The sequence below is a fragment of the Bacillus sp. OxB-1 genome (genome assembly GCF_000829195.1).
GTDB lineage: Bacteria > Bacillota > Bacilli > Bacillales_A > Planococcaceae > Sporosarcina.
This window is the reverse complement of the sequence record NZ_AP013294.1, coordinates 2,159,259-2,179,954: the sequence shown is the minus strand read 5'-3', so window position 1 is coordinate 2,179,954 and position 20,696 is coordinate 2,159,259. Positions and strand designations below refer to the sequence as shown.

Sequence of the window (20,696 nt, the reverse complement as noted above, 5' to 3'; positions counted from 1 at the left end):
TCGTTGCGGGGGCCTCCCTCTTATCCTAAGCAGTTCATTGGTCGAATTATATCATATTTACGAATTATATGCAGGATGTATTTTTATTTGTCATGTCGCATAATCAATAATGGCTGAAGTTGCCTTTTTTCCAAGGCGGCCGCAGCAGCCGGCACCATCAACGAGAAATCGCTGATAAGTGAATTCGGTTTTTTGAATGGGTCATCTTGCCCGAACGGGATGAAATAGACATTTTTCATATTCAATAGCTTTGCGATATTCGACGCATTCAATCCGAGTGCATCATTCGTCGAAATGCCGATCAAGACAGGACTGCCATTTCGAAGCGTCGCTTTGGCCGCCATCAAGACGGGAGAATCCGTCGCGGCATTGGCAAATTTACTGATCGAATTTCCCGTCATCGGGGCGATGATCATGCAATCCACGGGGTTCGATGGACCGAATGGCTCGGCACCGACTATCGAGGATATCACCTTCTCCCCCGTCACTCCTTCGATCCGTTCTATCCATTCCTCTCCCGTCCCGAACCGGGTGGCTGCTGTCAAAACAGAATGGGTGATAACCGGCACGACCGTCGCCCCATTGGTTTTCAACGACTCAATGACCGGAATGATTTCTTCGTACGTGCAATGGCTAGCCGTAATCCCTAAACCGATCCGCTTTCCCTGTAGCATTTATATCCCCTTTCATTTCCGATAGATCCTTCCGAGCGCCCCGGCAAGTGCCATGGCCGCATCCTCGGGATAATGTTTGCCCGGCAATCCAAGCAGTACTGTATAGTATTCAGGTGCCGGGCTATTCTTTAGGCATCCGGGCGCAGATGCCAGATCGAAAATGTGGGAACGGGAATGTGGAGCTGCGGAAAGCCATTGGACCGGTATCGTATTGATGAGCTCCCCTTCAGGCAGTAGAAACGAATCGGTGAGCGCAAGTGTTTCGTAGCCTAGGGCCGCCGCCTCTCCGATCTGCGCTTCCGCCCGTGCAATGATTGTGACTTTGGCGCCGAGCGAAGCTAGCACATGGGCGGTCAATTTGCCGACCCTGCCAAAGCCGGCTACATAAAAATGCTTGCCGGCAACGCTGCGCTTCGTTCGGCTATAATATTCATGGACGAACGCTTCTGCGGTCAACCTTGCATTTTCCCAGATGAATTGCTCCTCTTTCAAATAGGAATAGACCGGGTGGCCGGCTTCCTTGAACGGCCGGATCCATTGCTCCGACGCCACTCCTGTATAAAGGCGGCTTCCTTTTGCCAGCCGGCCTGCCGGGATCGGCGGCCCTTCCATCTGCAATACGGGCAGCACGATATGGTCGGGTTCCAACTGGAGCAACAAATCTCCAAGCGGCTCCGTATAGCGGTCCGTCCTAAAATGCGCACTATCATATCCTCTTTGCTTGAATATGTCGCTGCAGACGGCAATCCGTTCATCCGTTCCGATGAACAGCCATTTTTCATTTGTCATCGAAATTCAACTCGCTCATGCTCCGGGTTTTCCCGAATAGGATCCGATGCTCTCCGATCAGGACGATTTCATCCCAAGGGATATACTCATCGGCCCCCTCCTGACGATTCTTGAATGAAAACCGACCTAGCCTTTTTTTGATTTCAAATCCGATGATATCTCCTGTCTTGCCGTTGAAAATCATATCCGTATCCCCGAGGAATCCATATCGGACCCCGTCTTCCACTTGGATCAATTCCTTTTGCGCCAGTTCAGATAACAGCATGCTCCAGTCCCCTTTCTCTCTTCTCCTACCATCCTATGAAAAAAACGCAGGAAAGCTGACAGCCTCCTGCGTTTTATCCGTATTATGCGCGCGGCAAGATTCTCGAAACCGCTTGCGGCTTTGAAAAAATCCCGGAAGCCAATTGATGGACCTGCTCTGCAGTCACCTGATCGATCAATGCCACGACCTCCTCCGGGGAACGATGCTTTTGAAATAAAATCTCAACTCTCCCGTTGCGCTGCATGATCGCTTCGGAACTTTCCAGACCTAGCAGGAATCCGCCCTTCAATTGCTCCTTCGCATTATGAAGTTCATTCGCCGTAACGCCGTCTTTGACAATGTCCTCTACAATCTGCTGGATCGTCTCCGTCAGCTCTTCCATATTTTCCGGGGAAGTGCCTCCATAGATGAGAAAAGCTCCCGCTTCCTCATGTGTCGTGTAATACGAATAGACCGAATACGCAAGACCTCGTTCCTCCCGCACTTCCTGAAAGAGCCGGGAAGACATCGTTCCGCCGATGACACTGTCCAAAATGGATAAGGCGTAAATCCGCTCATCATGCAAGGTCAATGCCGGATAAGCGATACAGACATGCGCCTGCTCGATATCCCGAATCCGGGTCAAAGCTCCTGGATGGAAGACAGGTTCCGTGACCAATCCAATCTCCTCTTGCGGTTCCCTTTCGAAAGAACCGAACAGATCGGCTATGTAGGTTAACAGGGACTCATCGTAATTCCCCGCGATGGAGATGACTAATCGCTCCGGCGTATAATGCCGTTCCATAAACTGCCGGATCCGTTTTTCATCGAAAGTCCGGATCGTTTCCTCTTGCCCGAGGACCGGCCTGCCGATCGGATGGGCCGGGTACATGAGGCTCCATAATTTCTCTTCTACATCATCGTCGGGCGTATCCGCCACCGCGGCGATCTCATCCAATACGACCGATTGCTCTTTGGCGATCTCCTTTTCATCGAAGCGCGAGTGGAAGAACATATCGCCCAGCACAGAAACCGCGGTCCGGGCATGCGGATGCAGTACTGTAGCGTAAAAGCAGGTCATTTCCTTGGAAGTGAATGCGTTGATATCCCCGCCAATCCGGTCGAACTGTTCCGCAATCTCTTTTGCTGTCCGGGTGACAGTCCCTTTAAACAGCATATGTTCAATAAAGTGCGCGATGCCCGCTTCGGATGGCTGTTCATTTCCCGAACCGGCCTTGACCCAAATACCGATGGCGACCGATCGGACATGCTCCATCTTTTCATGGACGATGCGGGCGCCATTCGGGCAGACTACTTTCTCCACCATTTCCTTTCACCCTATTCCTGCAATGAACAAAAAGCCGCCAGCTTCGTAAGTTGGGGCTTTCCATCCGTTCGCTTATAATCAAGCACCTTAGTTTTTCTCTTTTTCTGCGCGTTCCTTTTCTTCTTTCAGGACGACTTTGCGTGACAAGTTGACACGGCCTTGATTGTCGATTTCAATCACTTTGACCATGAGCTCATCACCGAGTTTCAGCACGTCTTCCACCGCTTTCGTCCGTTCTTCCGCAATTTCGGAAATATGGAGAAGTCCATCTTTTCCTGGGAAGATTTCGAGGAAGGCACCGAATTTTTCAATCCGTTTCACTTTCCCCATGTAATACTCATCGACTTTTGCTTCCCGGACGATGTTCTCGATGATTTCCTTCGCTCTCGCATTCATTTCGTTGTTCGGCGAGGAAATATAGATCGTACCGTCTTGTTCCGTATCAATTTTCACATGGGTTTCTTCAATGATCTTGTTGATCACTTTACCGCCCGGTCCGATCACGTCTCGGATTTTATCCGGATTGATTTTAATCATGATGATTTTTGGTGCATACGCCGAAAGTTCTTCACGCGGCGCAGAGATGGCAGTCATCATATGATCCAATATTTTGAGCCGTCCCGCTTTTGCCTGTGTCAACGCCTCTTCCAGAATTTGACGGGATAAGCCTTCGATTTTGATATCCATTTGAAGGGCCGTGATTCCTTTATCAGTTCCAGCCACTTTGAAGTCCATGTCTCCGAGATGGTCTTCCATCCCTTGGATGTCGGAGAGGACGGAATAGTTCTCGCCCTTTTTCACGAGTCCCATCGCAATTCCCGCAACCGGTGACTTGATCGGCACTCCGGCATCCATCATCGCCATCGTGGAGGCACAAATCGAAGCTTGGGAGGAGGAACCGTTCGATTCCAACACTTCTGCAACTAGGCGGATCGTGTACGGGAATTCGGATTCATCCGGAACGACAGCTTCCAAGGCACGCTCTCCAAGGGCTCCATGTCCGATTTCCCGGCGGCCCGGTCCACGGATCGGCCCTGTTTCCCCGACACTGAAATTCGGGAAGTTATAATGGTGCATGAACCGCTTCGATTCCTCAAGGCCGAGTCCGTCAATGATCTGGACTTCTCCAAGCGCACCAAGCGTACAAATGCTGAGTGCTTGCGTCTGGCCGCGTGTGAAGAGACCCGACCCGTGCGTACGAGGCAAGATGCCGACTTCGGAGGCAAGTGGACGGATTTCATCAAGACTGCGGCCGTCCGGGCGAATCTTCTCGTCCGTGATGAGGCGGCGCACTTCGTCCTTGACCATCTGATCCAGGATTGCCTTCACTTGTTTCATCGTCGCTTCGTCCGCTTCCTCTTCGGCATAGCGGTCGATCACTTGTTGTTTCACGGCATTGATAGCGTCTTCGCGCGCATGTTTTTCATGGGTTTGAATCGCTTGGATCAATTCCGTTTCACATTGTTCTTTAATGGCAGCAGACAAGGTTTCATCCAACTCGAACAGCTCAATTTCCATCTTGTCCTTCCCGATTTCCGCTACGATCTTCTCTTGGAATTCGATCAAGCGAATGATCTCCTGGTGACCGAACATGATCGCTTCGAGGATAGTGTCTTCCGAGACCTCTTTTGCCCCTGCTTCCACCATGTTGATGGCATCCTTCGTCCCAGCAACGACAAGATCCAAATCGCTTTTTTCCATTTGTGCCTGCGTCGGGTTGATTAGAAACTCTCCATCAATCCGTCCGACTTGGACACCGGCGATCGGCCCTTCAAATGGAATATCGGAAATGGACAAGGCGAGGGAAGAGCCGATCATAGCAGCCATCTCGGACGAACAATCTTGGTCGACCGACATGACCAGCGAAATCACCTGGACATCATTCCGGAAGCCGTCCGCAAACAAGGGACGGATCGGGCGGTCGATTAAACGGCTCGTCAACACCGCTTTCTCGGAAGGACGCCCTTCCCGTTTGATGAAACCTCCCGGGATTTTCCCGACTGCATACAAACGCTCTTCGTAGTTCACAGTAAGAGGAAAGAAATCCAGTGCTTTCGGTTGTTTTGAAGCTGTTGCGGTCGATAGGACCGATGTATCGCCGTAACGGACCAATACTGCCCCGTTTGCCTGTTTTGCCAGCTGGCCCGCTTCAATCGTCAGCTGTCGTCCTGCCCAATCAAGTGTGTAAACCTTTTTTTCTGTCATGTTTGAACCCCTCTCCATTGCATTGCAACTTGTCCTGCATACGATGTATGTATTCATATAGTGTAATTGACAACGCTATTTATACACAAGTTTTCTAATGCTGAATTCCTATTATAGCAACCTTTGTTCAGTATAACACGTTCTATGGTTTTCTAAAATAGGAGGGGGTGAAATTTGGGAAGAGCGGTGACTTCAGGAAACGGGACAGGCCCCCTTCGGATCAATTATGGCACGGTATTTCTATCCAACACACCCAAAAAGACCCTGCTGATTATATTTGTTCTTTCATTCACTTCACCGTCATTACATCTTTCGTCTCCAGCAACCCGATATGCAAAAGGCCGTCCAGGATGCCGTCTTCCGAGCAGGAGGTGGTGACGTGATCGGCGATGTCTTTCAATTCTGGCACGGCATTGTCCATGGCCACCCCAGTCCCGACATACTCGAGCATTTCAATATCATTCCGGCCATCCCCGAATGCAAAGCTGTTTTCCCGTGGAATCCCGAGCTTCTCCAACAGTTTACGGATGCCCACCGCTTTGGAGGCGCCTTCCGGCAGCATATCGAATGCGTATTCTCCCCACTGGATGAACGTGAAGTCCGCATATCGATTCATATATTGTCCGGCATCCCGGCTCTCGCAATATACTTGCACTTGATGGACCGAATTTTGAAGGTAGAACTCGAAGTTTGCAGGGGGAAATTCCAGTTTCAATCCATTGATGCTCGGTTGAATGAACGGATGATTTTCTTCACTCACCGCAAACGCCAAATGGTTCGAATACGACAGTCCATGCCCTTGTTTTCTCGCATACGTGGCCAAATCGTGCAGGATGTCTGCATCAATCGGATTGGAAAAAAGCTCCTCCCCTTCATGGATCACGTGCTGGCCATTCATCGAAACAAAGGAATCGATTGCCAACTCCCTGCATAACCAATCAAACATTAACGGAGCACGACCCGTGGAAATCGCAGTATACACCCCTTTTTCCTGCAGTGCCCGCAACGCTTGCTTCGTTGACTCCAACACAATCTTATCCTCATTTAAAAGCGTCCCATCCAAATCAAAAAATACGATTTTCTTTTCTACCACAGTCAACCTCTCCTTTGATCCAATGATAGTTTGTTTGAGAACAATTTCGTGGTACAGAGCTTGCCCTGTAAATAAGGGTACATGGTAGCTGCCATCCATGAAAGCAAAATGGCTTTCACTAATGGGTACAAACTTTTATCCAAAGAAAAAAAGCAGGCATCTGCCTGCTTTTGAAGTCATCTGATTAACGGCGTAGGCCGAGTTTTGCGATAAGATCACGGTAACGCTGAACTTCCGTCTCACGTAAGTATTTCAATAGCTTACGACGACGACCGATCATCTTCATAAGGCCACGACGGGAGTGGTGGTCTTTCTTATGAGTGCTCAAGTGGGCGTTCAGGTTGTTGATCTCCTCAGTAAGGATAGCGATCTGAATATCAGCAGACCCCGTATCGTTCTCATGAGTCTTGAATTCATTGATCAATTCATGTTTACGCTCTTGTGTAATTGCCATCCTTTTCACCTCCTAATTTCAAAATATCCCCGGAACCCGAGCAACCGTTGGTGATTCGATTTGCCAAGGAGCGGTTCGTGTAGTTCTACACTTGTTCATACTACCATGCAGAATCTTCAATTGCAACTATCAACCTTGTTTTGCCAACAACTCTTTGGCAGTCTCTTTATCCAGCCCGATCTGTTCAATCAAGGCATCGACCGACTCGAATTTCCGCTCGTTGCGGATATGGCTGATCCAGTCGACCGCGACATCCTTCCCGTATAGATTCTCATCCAAATCCAACACATGGACTTCCACGGAAGGTCTCATACGGCTGGGATCTTGGAAGGTCGGTTTCACCCCGACGTTGCAGACACCATCGAATGTCCCGCCATCGTATGAAAAACGGACCGCGTAGACGCCATTCGCCGGCAACAGCGTATCGGGATCCGGCATGAGATTCGCTGTCGGGAACCCGAGCAACTTTCCTCTCTTGTCACCATGGCCGACTATGCCGATTGTCCGGAATGGCCTGCCGAGCAGCCGAGCGGTCTCTTCCACATCCCCCTTCGCCAGCAATTGGCGGATGCGTGTGGAAGACACCTTCTCATCCCGGTCGCTCACCTTGCCGATGATTGTCGTGCCGTACGCGCCGTCTGACAGGCTATCCATCATTTTCATCGTGCCGGCCCCTTTGGACCCGAAAGTGAAATCGAATCCGCCTGTCACATGCTCCACTTGCAACCCTTTTATGAACACTTCCACAAATTTTCCGGGAGTGAGGGATGCGAGTTCCGAGTCGAAATTGACGACAAACAATGTGTCCACTCCCATCTCATTGAGAAGTCTCACTTTTTCGGGAAACTGTGTAATATAGCTCACTTTGTTTTTTCCTCCCCCGAAAAGATGGGAAGGATGCGGATCAAATGTCATGACCGCCGAACGGATTCCGAGGTCCGCAGCTTTTTCCTGCGCCGCCCGGATGACAGCCTGATGGCCTTTATGCAATCCGTCGAAAAATCCGATGGCAAGTGAATAGCGTTCATTCAAACCGGTTGTTGTGTGATCGGGATATTGCAATCTGTGGATGTCCATACTCATTCCCCCCTTATCTGTTCATCGGAAACATTTTTTCCGGCTTCATAAGCCCTTCCTTTGTCGGATGCTTCTTATAGATTGCAATGGCTTTCTCATCCTTCGAAAATACAAGCAGCGCGGCATCCGCCAACTGCGGGTGCTGCGGAAGGACTTGTCCATTGGCCAACTGGTCATAGAGCGTTTCCTCCACTTCGACTGCCGGAAAATCAAGCAAGGCCGTTTCCAACGGGCGAAGGATAGAATCGATCCGTCCCGCTTCCTGGGTCTCTTTCACTTCGTCCAATGTACGGCAATCCTCTTTCCGATAAGAGCCGGACGCCGTACGGACAAGGGATGCCATATGCGCAGGGAAGCCGAGAAGTTCCCCGATCTGCACGGCAAGCGTCCGGATATACGTCCCTTTCCCGCAAACGACCCGGACATCAAATGTGATTTGATTCCCTTCATACAGATTCCGGTCATCCAATAAAACAATCTCTTCAATGCGAACAATCCGCTTTGGCCGTTCCACTTCCTGCCCTTTCCGCGCATATTCGTATAATTTCCGTCCGTTCACTTTCACAGCGGAATACATGGGAGGGATCTGTTCGATTTCACCGGTCAACCGATCCAGGACTTGTTCAATTTCATAACGGGTCCACCGTTTAGGCGACAAGTCGGAAGCGACGACTGCGCCATCCGCATCTTCCGTCTCCGTAGCGGTTCCGACGGAAATGGTCGCTACATATTCCTTGCCGGCATCTGTAATATACTCCGCCACTTTCGTAGCCTGGCCGATGCAGATTGGCAACACCCCCTCCACATTCGGGTCGAGCGTTCCAGTGTGTCCGACTTTTTTCGTTCCTAGGATTTTACGGAGTTTAAAAACGCAATCATGCGATGTCATGCCTTTTTCTTTCCATAGCGGAAGTATTCCATCCATCTTGTATGCCCCTTTGGTCCGATCCATAATTATGTAAAGGGAGGAAGCCGAAAGTCCTCTTGGACACCGACTTCCTCCTCTCACTCATTCTTCCTGCTCGTCACTAACTTGTTTCAAAAGAGATTCAATCCGGTTTCCGTACGCAACGGAATCATCGAATTCGAATTCGATTTCCGGTGTTTTCCGCAAACGGATCCGTTGGCCAATTTCCGAACGGATGAATCCTTTCGCTTTCGTTAGGCCCTTCAACGTATCCTCTTTTTCAGATTCCTTGCCCAGGACAGATATGAACACTGTCGCCTGTTGCAAATCTCCCGTCACTTCGACATCCGTCACGGTGACAAAACCGATACGCGGATCTTTCAATTTCTGGCCAATGATGGAACCCAATTCTTTCTTCATCTGCTCTGCGACACGGTTTGCTCGCATTGACATGGATGGTCACTCCAATTCCGTATCAGTAATAATCCAGCGAGAAATCAGACAGCTCCCATTCCGGATTGGATTCCAGGAATCGGACCGCCCTCCGCACTTCCCGCTCGGCTGCATCTGTCGAGGAAGCCGTGGCAACGAGAGCGATCGTCGTCCGTTGCCACAAATCCTGATGATCGATTTCCGCAATGGAGACATTATAGGAATTTTTCACCCGGTCTGTCATCCGTTTGAGGACGGAGCGCTTCTCTTTCAAAGAAGCTGCGTCGGGAATGAAAAACGTACATTCCGCATAGACGATCATACGCGCTTGATTTCTTCCATGACATACGCTTCGATGATATCGCCTTCCTTGATATCATTGAAGTTTTTGATCGTAATCCCGCACTCATATCCTTTTGCGACTTCTTTCACGTCGTCTTTGAAGCGTTTCAACGTATCGAGCTCCCCTTCAAAGATGACGATATTATCGCGGAGGATCCGGACGCTTGAATCGCGTGTGATTTTCCCGTCTGTCACATAGCTTCCCGCAATTGTGCCGATTTTAGACACTTTGAATGTCTCGCGGACTTCCACTTGCCCGATCACTTTTTCCTCGAATTCCGGATCCAGCAACCCTTTCATTGCCGCTTCGATCTCTTCGATCACTTTATAAATGACACGGTGCAGGCGAATGTCGACGCCTTCTTCCTCCGCAGCCCGTTTCGCATTGATATCCGGACGGACGTTGAATCCGATGACGATCGCATTGGAAGCGGCCGCGAGTGAAATATCGGACTCGTTAATGGCGCCTGCGCCTGTATGGATGATTTTGATATTGACGCCTTCCACCTCGATTTTCATCAAGGATGCCGCCATCGCTTCGACAGTCCCTTGAACGTCCGCTTTGACGATCAAGTTCAGTTCTTTCATCTCGCCTTGTTTCATTTGATCGAACAGGTTATCCAACGTGACGCGTGTTTTTTCTACGCGCTGTTCCTGCAATGCATCGACCGCTCTTGACTCCCCGATTTGACGGGCAGTTTTCTCGTCTTCGAAAACGACGAACCGATCCCCCGCTTGCGGGACGTCGCTCAATCCGGTGATTTCCACCGGCGTGGATGGTCCTGCTTCTTTTACCCGTCGGCCGAGGTCGTTAATCATCGCCCGCACTTTCCCGAACGTGTTTCCGACAACAATCGGATCTCCGACGCGCAATGTCCCGTCCTGGACGAGCAGAGTCGCAACCGATCCACGTCCACGGTCGAGCTGGGCTTCGATGACCGTACCTTTAGCGTTCGACTTCGGATCCGCCTTCAACTCCCCGACTTCCGCCACAAGAAGGACCATTTCCAATAACTGGTCGATTCCTTCACCTTTCAATGCGGAGATCGGAACGAAAATCGTGTCGCCGCCCCAATCCTCCGCGACTAGGCCATGCTCTGTCAATTCCTGCATAACCCGATCCGGGTTGGCTGTCGGCTTATCCATTTTATTCACAGCTACGATAATCGGCACTTCTGCCGCTTTGGCGTGGTTGATCGCCTCGACGGTCTGTGGCATGACGCCGTCATCCGCTGCTACGACGAGAATGGTCAAGTCTGTCACTTTCGCACCACGCGCACGCATCGTCGTGAACGCTTCGTGCCCCGGTGTATCAAGGAACGTGATTTTCTTGCCTTTCTCCGTAATTTGATAGGCCCCGATATGCTGCGTGATCCCGCCCGCTTCGCCTTGCGTCACTTTCGTGTTCCGAATCGAATCGAGCAACGTCGTTTTTCCGTGGTCGACGTGGCCCATGATCGTCACGACTGGCGGACGTTCCGTTAGCACATCTTCATCGATCTCCGCCTCTTCGAAATAAATCTCAAGGTCAGTTTTGTCGATACGGATTTCCTCTTCGACTTCCACTTCGTAATCTGCGCAGATCAGCTCGATCGCATCTTTGTCCAATTCTTGGTTGATCGTCGCCATGACGCCTAGCATGAACAATTTCTTGATGATTTCCGATGGCTCGCGGTGCAACTTTTGAGCCAACTCCGCGACGCTCAAAGACTCATAAAACGTGATTTTTTCCGGCAGCGGCTGTTCCACTTTCGGCTGTGGAGCCGGACGGTATCTTCTCCGCCCTTGGTTGATGCCTTTCGCCGGTGGACGTCCACCGCGGCCGCCTGGACGGTTCTGGCCTTGTGCCGGTCGATTGCCTCCCTGGCCGGAGCGCTGTTGTTGATTTCCCTGTGCCGGACGGTTGCCGCCTTGGCCGCCGGAACGCTGTTGGTTCCCTTGTGCTGGACGGTTGCCGCTTTGGCCTTGGCCCTGAGGACGTTGTTGCCCCCCTTGCCCTTGTGCTGGACGTTGTTGACCGGCTTGCCCTTGTGCAGGACGTTGTGATCCGCCTTGGCCGGAGCGTTGCTGGCTTCCTTGGCCTTGCGGACGCTGCTGCCCTCCTTGTCCTTGAGCTGGACGAGCACCGCCTTGCCCTCGTCGTTGCTGTCCTTGACCTTGACCTTGGCGATTGCCCTGTCCATTTTGACCGCTTGGACGGTTTGCCGAATTCCGGTCAGCTGGACGATTGCCCTGTTTCGGGGCACCTCCGCTTGACTTGAATTTCTTGTCCAAGTTGGAGATCGCATCGTTATCCAGCATTGACATATGGTTGGTTACATTTATATTGATCTTTCCAAGTTCTTCGATGACTTCCTTACTCGTCCGATTCACTCGTTTCGCGTATTCGTGTACACGTATTTTCGTCATTAGCCCACCCCCGGTTTAATTCGTTGAGGAGCCCGGATATTTTTCCGGCGAAGCCGGCATCCGTCAATGCGAGTACGACCCGCGACTCTTTTCCGATTGCATGCCCGAGCTCTTCCCGAGTTCCGTAAACATGCTTCTCAACGTTATAGCTATTGCATTTATCGTTTATTTTTTTCATCGTATTTTTCGAGGCGTCTTTGGAAATGATGACCAAGCGCGCATTTCCGGATCGGACCTCGCGTACGACCAATTCCTCACCTGTTATAATTTTTCTGGCCCGTGCCGCCATGCCGAGCATTTGAAACAGTTGGTTCGCCGACTTCATTTCAATGCCTCGCGGCGGACGGCCCGCAACAGATCCTCATAGACTTGCTCAGGCACGGCAGCGTTCAGCTGGCTTTCGAGCGCCCGATTGCTGCGTGCCGTTTCAACGGCTTCTTCGGATTTCGACACATACGTCCCCCGGCCGGACTTCTTGCCGGTGAGATCGACGGAAACTTCCCCTTCTTTCGTACGGACGATCCGGATCATTTCCTTTTTGGGGAACATACCGCCCGTTGCGGCACATTTGCGCAAAGGCACTTTTTTCATGTTTGCCATGTGCTGTCACCCTTCCTTCTCAATCTTCGTCGTCTGAATAAAGATCGATCGGCTCGTTATCGATGTCATCCGCCGAATCATCTTCCACGAAGTACGGATCATCTTCATACACTTCTTCGAAGACTTCACCGTCAACCGGAGTGGTTGCGGCAAGCGGATAGATTCCGAGCTCCCGCGCATCGGTTTCGCTTTTGATATCGATTTTCCAGCCTGTCAGCTTAGCGGCCAAGCGGGCATTCTGGCCACGCTTCCCGATAGCAAGGGACAATTGGTAGTCGGGTACGACAACCGTAGTGGAACGATCCTCTTCATTCACCTGGACATCGATCACCTTGGATGGGCTTAACGCATTGGCCACGAAGACGATCGGGTCTTCGGACCATTCCACGATATCGATCTTTTCCCCGTTGAGCTCATTGGAGATCGCTTGGACGCGTGCTCCTCTCGCACCGACGCAGGAACCGACCGGATCGACTTCCTCATTATTCGTATGGACGGAAATCTTGGAACGGTCCCCCGCTTCCCGGGCGATCGATTTGATTTCGACGACGCCGTCATAAATTTCAGGAACTTCCATTTCGAATAAACGGCGGAGCAAGCCTGGATGTGTACGGGACACGAACACTTGCGGACCGCGTGCCGTCCGTTCCACTTTCGTGATATAGACTTTGATGCGATCATGAGGCTGGTAGGATTCTGTGGAAATCTGTTCGCTTGACGGCAGCACCGCTTCCACTTTGCCGAGTCCGACATACAGATTGCGAGCATCCAGCCGCTCGACGATGCCGTTGACGATATCGTCCTCACGATCGATATACTCTTCATAGATCAGGCCGCGCTCCGCTTCACGGACACGTTGCGTAACGACTTGTTTTGCCGTCTGGGCAGCGATCCGACCAAACTCCCTCGGCGTCACTTCCTCTTCGACCACATCGCCAATCTCATAGACCGGATTGATCTTCAGCGCGTCTTCCAATGCGACTTGCAACCGCTCGTCTTCCACTTCTTCGACGACATCTTTCCGGGAATAGACTTTCATCGTCCCTTTATCCAGATTCAAGTCAACCCGTACATTTTGCGCCTGGTTGAAATTTCGTTTATAGGCGGTTACTAGCGCTGCTTCGATCGCCTCCACCAATATATCCCGGGAGATCCCTTTCTGCTTCTCCAAGGCTGTCAATGCATCGAGTAGATCACTACTCATGTTAATCACTCCTACGTTGAATTATGCGGAAAAATCAATGGCCAATCGAGCTAGCGCAATCTTTTCCTTATCGATGACAACCGACACTTTTCTAGTCTTGATGCGAATTTGCAATTCAACCGAATCCGGCTCGTTGACGATCAAATATCCTTCAAATTCCTTCATGCCGTCAATCGGTTCATAGGTCTTAATAAAGACATACTGGCCGACCGCTTTTTCATAATCCTCTTCCTTTTTCAATGGGCGTTCTGCGCCAGGGGAAGAGACCTCCAGGAAATAATTTTGCGGAATCGGATCCGTCCGGTCGAGTTCGGTGCTCAGCTTCTCACTGACGACCGCGCACTGGTCGATATCGATATCCCCTTGCGGCGTATCGATATAGATGCGCAGGAACCAGTCTTTCCCTTCTTTCACGAATTCGATGTCGACAAGTTCCAACCCGAGTTCATCCACAATCGGATCGACCAATTTGCCGACTTCTTCTGTAATTTTACTCATCATAACCCTCCTGACATCTCATTTAAGTGTATGCTCAAACACGAAGGACCAAAACGACATGCCCTGAAATGCCGATGCAGGAGGGCTATCGAGCGAATCCATATACACTTTTAAAAAATTGGCATAGAACGGCAGAAAAGAGCGGGTATCCCCCACTCTTTCGGCGCAAGACTATTACAAAAGTTGCTCTAAGCATACCATACGTCACTAGCCGATGCAAACAATGCGGTGGCCGCAGACCTCGCCTAAAATAGCGACAGCTGGTTCGCGTCGGGCATCCCTTCCAGACAGCCAAGGGCGTCCATGTATTCGATGATGGTTTTCGAAACGCGGCCACGCTGCTGGAAGTCCTCTTTCGAAAGGAACTCCCCATCTTTTCTCGCTTCCTCGATCGTCTTTGCTACGTTCGTACCAAGCGAAGGGATGGCATTGAACGGCGGAATCAGCGAATTCCCTTCAATGATGAATTGAGTCGCATCCGATTTGTACAGATCCGGTTTCGCGAAATGGAAACCCCGTTCACACATTTCCAAGGCGATCTCCAAGACGGTGAGCAAACTTTTCTCTTTCGGGGACGCATCCAAACCTTTCGCATTGATTTCTTTGATCTGGGCTCGGATGGATGCCGATCCTTTCGTCATCGTCGCCAAATCATAATCGGTCGCCCGCACAGTGAAATACGCGGCGTAGTAGAACAGCGGATGATGCACTTTGAAATAAGCGATCCGCAATGCCATGAGCACATAAGCGGCGGCGTGCGCTTTCGGGAACATGTACTTGATCTTTTTACAGGAGTCGATATACCAATCCGGCACGTTGTTCGCCTTCATCTCCGCTTCGAACTCCGGCGTCAATCCTTTCCCTTTCCGGACGGATTCCATGATTTTGAACGCCAACGACGGCTCCAATCCTTGGTAGATCAAATACACCATAATATCATCCCGACAACCGATCACATCCGACAATTCACAGATTTTATTCTGGATCAATTCCTGGGCATTGCCGAGCCATACGTCCGTGCCGTGCGACAGTCCCGAAATCTGGATCAGTTCCGAAAATGTCGACGGCTTCGTTTCCTCAAGCATTTGCCGGACAAACCGCGTCCCGAACTCCGGCACACCGAGGGTTCCGGTCTTACAGCCGATCTGCTCTTCCGTCACCCCAAGGGATTCCGTTCCGCTGAACAGCTTCATGACCCCTTCGTCATCCGGCGGGATCGTCAATGGATCGATCCCCGACAAATCCTGCAGCATTTTGATCATCGTCGGATCATCATGTCCAAGGATATCAAGCTTCAGCAAGTTGTTGTCGATGGAGTGGAAGTCGAAATGGGTCGTCCGCCAACTGGAGCCTGTGTCATCCGCCGGGAATTGGATCGGGGTGAAGTCGAAGATCTCCAGGTTATCCGGGACGACGATAATGCCGCCCGGATGCTGCCCGGTGTTCCGTTTGACCCCGGAACATCCTTGGACAAGCCGGTCCACTTCCGCTCCCCGGAAGTTCAGGCCATTATCATTCATATAGCCGCGTACGTACCCATACGCCGTCTTTTCCGCAACCGTACCGATCGTTCCCGCACGGTACACATAGTCCTCCCCGAACAGCTCTTTCGTATAATTATGGGCATGGGCTTGATACTCTCCGCTGAAGTTCAAGTCGATATCGGGAACTTTATCCCCTTTGAATCCGAGAAACGTCTCGAACGGGATGTCCTGTCCGTCCTTCTTGAACATCGTCCCGCAGGAAGGACAAGCTTTATCCGGAAGATCATACCCCGAACTGACGGAACCATCGGTGAAGAACTCGCTCGTCTTGCAGGAAGGGCAGACGTAATGCGGCGGCATCGGGTTCACCTCGGTGATTTCCATCATCGTCGCAACGAAAGAGGAACCGACAGACCCGCGCGAACCGACCAAATAGCCGTCATCCAATGATTTCTTCACCAGCTTATGGGAGATGAGATAAATGACCGCGAAGCCGTGGCCGATGATCGATGTCAATTCTTTCTCAATCCGCGCTTCGATAATCTCGGGCAATGAATCCCCATAGATTGCATGCGCCATCGAATAAGTCAAATCCCGGACTTCCTGGTCCGCCCCTTCGATTGTCGGCGTATATAGATCATCTTTGATCGGCTTGACGTCCCCGATCCGCTCCAAAATCTTGCGCGGATTGTCCACGACGATTTCCTCGGCAACCTGTTCCCCTAAAAACGAAAATTCATCGAGCATCTCGTCCGTCGTCCGGAAATGGACGGCAGGAAGCGAGTGCCGATTCATCGGATTGGCGCCTCCTTGCGAGCGGACGAGCACTTCGCGGAACTTGGCATCCGTCTCGTCAATGTAATGGACGTTCCCCGTCGCACAGACCGGCAGTCCGACTTTCTTCCCGAGCTTGATCATTTTTCGCATGATATCTTCCATATTCCACTCATCCCGAATCAATTCAAGCTCGACCAGATGAGAATAGACCGGTTTCGGATGCACTTCCAAGAAATCGTAGAACTTCGCGATATCCTCCACCTCGTCCATCGACTTCTGCATCAATCCTTCGAACACTTCCCCTTTATCGCATCCGGAACCGACGAGCAGCCCTTTCCGGTACTTGGTCAGGAGCGATCGCGGGATCCGCGGCACCCGATAGAAATAATCCATATGGGAATAGGACACCAGTTTAAATAAATTCTTCAGCCCTTCATCATCCACCGCCAGCAGAGTGCAGTGGGAAGGACGGGAGCGCTTATACGCATCTCCTTCCCCGACATGCTGATTAAGTTCATCCAAGTATCGGATCCCTTTTCCGTCGACTTCCTTCATAAGCCGGACGAAGAGATGAGCCGTCGCTTCCGTATCGTAAATGGCCCGGTGATGCTGGGTCAGTTCGATATCGTATTTTTTCGCTAGCGTATTCAGCCGGTGATTGCGCAACTCCGGGTGAATGAAGCGCGCCAGCTCCAACGTATCGATAACCGGATACGCAGGCGTCTCCAAGCCCGCACGCTTGGCGGATTCGTAGAAGAACCCCATGTCGAATTTCGCATTATGCGCAACCAGAACCGAATCGCCGATGAATTCAATGAAATCCCGGATGACCTCCTCGACTTCAGGTGCGTCTTTCACCATGTCATCCGTAATACCGGTCAACTCCGTTGTCGTTGAAGAAAGCGGGTGATGCGGATTGGCGAACCGCTCGAATGATTCGATGATTTCTCCGTTCCGGACACGGACAGCCGCCAGCTCTATAATCGTATCGTAGACAGCGGACAACCCTGTTGTCTCCACGTCGAAGACGACATAGGTGTCATCCTGCAGGGCGCGATGCTGTTCATCATAGACAATCGGCACGCCGTCGTCGACCAAATTCGCTTCCAATCCGAAGATGACTTTGATGCCATGTTTTTTCCCGGCGGAATAGGCTTCCGGGAACGACTGTACGTTGGCATGGTCCGTGATGGCGATTGCCGGATGCCCCCATTTTGCCGCCTGCGCGACGAGATTCGACGCGGACACGACCGCATCCATCTGGCTCATCATCGTGTGGGCATGCAGCTCGACTCGCTTCCGATCGTCCGGGGCGTTGTCTTTCCGAATGACCGGCGCGACTTCCATGATGTCTTGGGCCATCATAATGAGATCCCGGACGAAGGTGTCGTTCTGGATGCCGCCACGGGCACGGACCCATGTCCCTTTTTTCAACGATTTCATCATTTCGGCGTCTTCATTGTCCCGGGAGAACATTTTCACCAAAATGGAGTCGGTATAATCGGTCACTTTAATAGTCAACAAAGAACGGCCACTTCGCAATTCCCGGATTTCGACGTCAAACACATAGCCTTCGATCGTAACGCGCCGCTCCTCGTCCTGGATATCTTTGATTTCCATAAGGGGCTCGTCCGCCTTGATCGGAATCCCAAGTTGGAAAGGCCCGGATACCGAGGCGCCGTTCTCCTTCTTGGTCGTTTCCCGCTGTTTCATGTCCGACAATGCCTTCTGTGCCAATGCCTCTTCTTCCGCTTGTCGTTCCTTCATGAAAGCGATCCGGGCCGCCTCTGCATCTCCGGTCTCTTCCCTCACCTTGAATTCGACCGCAGGTTTCCCGAAACCGAAGGAGCTGTAGACATCCGAAATCCGTTCCGCATATTTACTTTTCAATGTTTGGAATTCCAACTCGTTATTGCACTGGAGAACCATTTTATTTCCAGCCATCACAGGCTGTTGAGTGCTGAGCAGCTCCCGGATCGGCGGAGACATGTCCTGGATTTCCTCCAAGGCAATCGTCCAATAATCCAAATAGAGCTGTTCCTCCGTTTCGTCCCATTGGCTCGTAATATGTAATCTAATACTGGCGATCGCAGCGAAGGCTTCCGCCACCCGGCGGGAGAAAATGGTATAGATTGGTGCAGGAAGCGGCTTCTGCAAAGCCAAGTTGAATTGCCAGACCCGTGATTTCCGATGAATATTGACACGTTCCAAAACCGCCTGATCAAAATGAACGGCAAACTCGTCTTCCGTCATCCCGATTTGTTGCAGCAGTACATGCAGTTTACTGATAGCTTCCAAATGGAGGGCCCCCTTTCTACTGAAAAGAAGGGAAGCCGATAGCCGGGCTCCCCTTCCACTTAAATCCTTACTTTACCTCAATCCAAAATTAAATACAGCATTCAATCGACCTATTCTAGCAGTGGAAATTTTTGCGGATTCAAGTTAATCCATCCCAAAAAATGCTTGCAACTTCTCTGTTAGTTCTTCTTTCTGCCATTCCGTGGAATCGCCTGATTGTCTGAATTTCACTTCGACAATCCCTTCGGATGCTTTTTTGCCGACCGTAATCCGCAATGGCAAGCCAATCAAATCGGAATCCGCAAACTTCACACCCGCACGTTCCGGACGATCGTCATAGAGGACGTCATACCGATAGGATTTCAAAATATTGTACAACTCATCCGCCAATTCCTTCTGGGCTTCGTCCTTCATATTGACGGCAACAAGATGGATATCGTAAGGAGCCAGTTTCTTCGGCCATTTCAAGCCGTTATCATCATTGAACTGCTCGGCAACGGCAGACATGATCCGGGAAACACCGATGCCATAGCATCCCATGATATACGGTTTCGATTTCCCATTCTCGTCGAGGAATGTTCCTCCCATCGGCTCACTGTAGGTTGTCCCCAATTTGAAAATATGTCCGACTTCGATACCTTTGGCAAACTTGATCGTTCCGTTGCCGTCCGGAGATGGATCCCCTTCCTGGATGAAGCGCAAGTCTGCATAGCGATCCACTGCAAAATCCTTCTCCGGATTTGCGTTAATGAAGTGATAGCCGTCTTCGTTCGCTCCACAGACTCCATTGACGACAGAGGCGACTGCCTGATCGGCAATCACTTTCAGTCCGACCGGCAATTTGACCGGCCCGATGGAACCGACATGGCATTGGAGCATTTCCGCAATTTCCCCATCTTCCGCAAGTTCCACTTCAGTAGCATCCAGGTGATTTTTCAATTTGATGTCATTGATTTCATGATCGCCGCGGCATAGGACAGCGACCAATTCATCGTCCACCTTGAATACAAGCGTCTTGATCAAGCGAGAAGCATCCACTTCAAGGAATGCTGCCACTTCCTCAATTGTCCGCTGGTCCGGAGTCGCCACTTTCTCCAATTGCTTGACTGGCTCCTCTGACTTTTCATAGTCCGTGATCACTTCGGCCATCTCGATATTCGCTGCATAGGATGATGTATCGCTATAGGCGATCGTGTCCTCCCCGATATCGGATAGCGCCATGAATTCATGGGTGTTCGTGCCCCCGATTGTTCCGCCGTCTGCTAAAACCGCACGGAAATCGAGGCCGAGCCTTGTGAAAATATTCGTATATGCCTGTTTCATATCCTGATATTTTTCATCGAGGCTCTCTTCGGTCGCATGGAAGGAGTAAGCGTCCTTCATAATGAATTCACGGCCGCGGAGAAGTCCGAAACGCGGACGTTTTTCATCCCGGAACTTCGTCTGAATCTGATAGAGCGTCAATGGCAATTTTTTATAGGACTTCACTTCGTCCCGCACGAGCGATGTGATTACCTCCTCGTGGGTCGGTCCAAGAACGAATTGCCGGTCATGCCGGTCCTTGAAGCGCAGCAGTTCCGGCCCGTAGGAATACCATCGGCCCGTCTCCTGCCATAGCTCCGCTTGCTGGACCGCAGGCATGAACACTTCCACTGCGTCGATCGCTTCCATTTCCTCGCGGATAATCGTCTCAATTTTCTGGAGAACTTTTTGCCCAAGTGGCAGATAAGAATAGATCCCGCTCGTATTTTGCCGGATGAAACCGGCGCGCAATAATAACTGATGCGATTTTACATCGGCATCGGAAGGCACCTCGCGCATTGTCGGTATGAATGTCCGTGATTGTTTCATGTGTAGCTTCCACCTCGATTAATATGATTTC

Annotated in this window: 18 protein-coding genes; all 18 read right to left on the bottom strand. The window is 51.0% G+C overall.

Going from position 1 to position 20,696, the window contains the following annotated elements; translation table 11 throughout:
* Window positions 1-83: 83 nt before the first annotated feature.
* Window positions 84-674, bottom strand: coding sequence for a dipicolinate synthase subunit B (locus tag OXB_RS10660; protein ID WP_041074156.1), 591 nt, complete (start codon window positions 672-674; stop codon window positions 84-86).
* 12 nt (window positions 675-686) lie between these two features.
* Complete coding sequence (locus OXB_RS10655) at window positions 687-1,463, bottom strand: hypothetical protein (RefSeq protein WP_041074154.1); 777 nt, start codon at window positions 1,461-1,463, stop codon at window positions 687-689.
* A complete protein-coding gene (locus OXB_RS10650; protein WP_041074152.1) occupies window positions 1,453-1,728 on the bottom strand; it encodes a YlmC/YmxH family sporulation protein in 276 nt (91 codons plus the stop codon). The genes OXB_RS10655 and OXB_RS10650 overlap by 11 nt, the downstream gene beginning before the upstream one ends.
* 82 nt (window positions 1,729-1,810) lie before the next feature.
* The gene (locus tag OXB_RS10645) at window positions 1,811-3,034 is read right to left on the bottom strand and encodes a M16 family metallopeptidase (protein ID WP_041074150.1); all 1,224 of its coding nucleotides are present in this window, start codon (window positions 3,032-3,034) and stop codon (window positions 1,811-1,813) included.
* Between the two features lie 87 nt (window positions 3,035-3,121).
* Window positions 3,122-5,239 carry a polyribonucleotide nucleotidyltransferase gene (gene pnp, locus OXB_RS10640; protein ID WP_041074148.1) on the bottom strand — a complete coding sequence of 706 codons (2,118 nt, stop codon included), beginning with the start codon at window positions 5,237-5,239 and terminating at the stop codon, window positions 3,122-3,124.
* A gap of 289 nt (window positions 5,240-5,528) precedes the next feature.
* Window positions 5,529-6,332 carry a Cof-type HAD-IIB family hydrolase gene (locus OXB_RS10635; protein WP_041074146.1) on the bottom strand — a complete coding sequence of 268 codons (804 nt, stop codon included), beginning with the start codon at window positions 6,330-6,332 and terminating at the stop codon, window positions 5,529-5,531.
* Between the two features lie 184 nt (window positions 6,333-6,516).
* Window positions 6,517-6,786 (bottom strand): 30S ribosomal protein S15, encoded by a 270-nt coding sequence (gene rpsO / locus OXB_RS10630; protein WP_041074144.1) that lies wholly within the window; start codon window positions 6,784-6,786, stop codon window positions 6,517-6,519.
* A 129-nt stretch (window positions 6,787-6,915) separates the two neighbouring features.
* Complete coding sequence (locus OXB_RS10625; RefSeq protein ID WP_041074142.1) at window positions 6,916-7,863, bottom strand: bifunctional riboflavin kinase/FAD synthetase; 948 nt, start codon at window positions 7,861-7,863, stop codon at window positions 6,916-6,918.
* Window positions 7,864-7,876: 13 nt separating this feature from the next.
* Window positions 7,877-8,788 carry a tRNA pseudouridine(55) synthase TruB gene (gene truB, locus OXB_RS10620; protein WP_041076637.1) on the bottom strand — a complete coding sequence of 304 codons (912 nt, stop codon included), beginning with the start codon at window positions 8,786-8,788 and terminating at the stop codon, window positions 7,877-7,879.
* Between the two features lie 84 nt (window positions 8,789-8,872).
* Window positions 8,873-9,223, bottom strand: a complete 351-nt coding sequence (gene rbfA, locus OXB_RS10615) for a 30S ribosome-binding factor RbfA (RefSeq protein WP_041074140.1) — start codon at window positions 9,221-9,223, stop codon at window positions 8,873-8,875.
* A 22-nt stretch (window positions 9,224-9,245) separates the two neighbouring features.
* Window positions 9,246-9,524 (bottom strand): DUF503 domain-containing protein, encoded by a 279-nt coding sequence (locus OXB_RS10610; RefSeq protein ID WP_041074138.1) that lies wholly within the window; start codon window positions 9,522-9,524, stop codon window positions 9,246-9,248.
* Complete coding sequence (gene infB / locus OXB_RS10605) at window positions 9,521-11,953, bottom strand: translation initiation factor IF-2 (protein WP_041074136.1); 2,433 nt, start codon at window positions 11,951-11,953, stop codon at window positions 9,521-9,523. Before infB ends, OXB_RS10610 begins: the two co-directional genes overlap by 4 nt.
* Window positions 11,901-12,278 (bottom strand): YlxQ family RNA-binding protein, encoded by a 378-nt coding sequence (locus OXB_RS10600; RefSeq protein ID WP_041074134.1) that lies wholly within the window; start codon window positions 12,276-12,278, stop codon window positions 11,901-11,903. Before OXB_RS10600 ends, infB begins: the two co-directional genes overlap by 53 nt.
* A complete protein-coding gene (rnpM, locus tag OXB_RS10595; RefSeq protein ID WP_041074132.1) occupies window positions 12,275-12,553 on the bottom strand; it encodes an RNase P modulator RnpM in 279 nt (92 codons plus the stop codon). Before rnpM ends, OXB_RS10600 begins: the two co-directional genes overlap by 4 nt.
* A gap of 19 nt (window positions 12,554-12,572) precedes the next feature.
* Entirely contained in the window at window positions 12,573-13,757 is a 1,185-nt protein-coding gene (nusA, locus tag OXB_RS10590) for a transcription termination factor NusA (protein WP_041074131.1), read from the bottom strand.
* 21 nt (window positions 13,758-13,778) lie between these two features.
* Window positions 13,779-14,255, bottom strand: a complete 477-nt coding sequence (gene rimP / locus OXB_RS10585; RefSeq protein ID WP_041074129.1) for a ribosome maturation factor RimP — start codon at window positions 14,253-14,255, stop codon at window positions 13,779-13,781.
* Window positions 14,256-14,500: 245 nt separating this feature from the next.
* On the bottom strand, window positions 14,501-18,814 hold the full coding sequence (locus OXB_RS10580) for a PolC-type DNA polymerase III (RefSeq protein WP_041074127.1): 4,314 nt from the start codon (window positions 18,812-18,814) through the stop codon (window positions 14,501-14,503).
* 144 nt (window positions 18,815-18,958) lie between these two features.
* Window positions 18,959-20,665, bottom strand: a complete 1,707-nt coding sequence (locus OXB_RS10575; RefSeq protein WP_041074125.1) for a proline--tRNA ligase — start codon at window positions 20,663-20,665, stop codon at window positions 18,959-18,961.
* Between the last annotated feature and the right edge of the window lie 31 nt (window positions 20,666-20,696).

Coding starts and splice junctions, on each gene's coding strand:
- OXB_RS10660 (WP_041074156.1), bottom strand. CDS start 674: ATGCTACAGGGAAAGCGGATCGGTTTAGGGATTACGGCTAGCCATTGC.
- OXB_RS10655 (WP_041074154.1), bottom strand. CDS start 1,463: ATGACAAATGAAAAATGGCTGTTCATCGGAACGGATGAACGGATTGCC.
- OXB_RS10650 (WP_041074152.1), bottom strand. CDS start 1,728: ATGCTGTTATCTGAACTGGCGCAAAAGGAATTGATCCAAGTGGAAGAC.
- OXB_RS10645 (WP_041074150.1), bottom strand. CDS start 3,034: ATGGTGGAGAAAGTAGTCTGCCCGAATGGCGCCCGCATCGTCCATGAA.
- pnp (WP_041074148.1), bottom strand. CDS start 5,239: ATGACAGAAAAAAAGGTTTACACACTTGATTGGGCAGGACGACAGCTG.
- rpsO (WP_041074144.1), bottom strand. CDS start 6,786: ATGGCAATTACACAAGAGCGTAAACATGAATTGATCAATGAATTCAAG.
- OXB_RS10625 (WP_041074142.1), bottom strand. CDS start 7,863: ATGGACATCCACAGATTGCAATATCCCGATCACACAACAACCGGTTTG.
- truB (WP_041076637.1), bottom strand. CDS start 8,788: ATGGATGGAATACTTCCGCTATGGAAAGAAAAAGGCATGACATCGCAT.
- rbfA (WP_041074140.1), bottom strand. CDS start 9,223: ATGTCAATGCGAGCAAACCGTGTCGCAGAGCAGATGAAGAAAGAATTG.
- OXB_RS10610 (WP_041074138.1), bottom strand. CDS start 9,524: ATGATCGTCTATGCGGAATGTACGTTTTTCATTCCCGACGCAGCTTCT.
- infB (WP_041074136.1), bottom strand. CDS start 11,953: ATGACGAAAATACGTGTACACGAATACGCGAAACGAGTGAATCGGACG.
- OXB_RS10600 (WP_041074134.1), bottom strand. CDS start 12,278: ATGAAGTCGGCGAACCAACTGTTTCAAATGCTCGGCATGGCGGCACGG.
- rnpM (WP_041074132.1), bottom strand. CDS start 12,553: ATGGCAAACATGAAAAAAGTGCCTTTGCGCAAATGTGCCGCAACGGGC.
- nusA (WP_041074131.1), bottom strand. CDS start 13,757: ATGAGTAGTGATCTACTCGATGCATTGACAGCCTTGGAGAAGCAGAAA.
- rimP (WP_041074129.1), bottom strand. CDS start 14,255: ATGAGTAAAATTACAGAAGAAGTCGGCAAATTGGTCGATCCGATTGTG.
- OXB_RS10575 (WP_041074125.1), bottom strand. CDS start 20,665: ATGAAACAATCACGGACATTCATACCGACAATGCGCGAGGTGCCTTCC.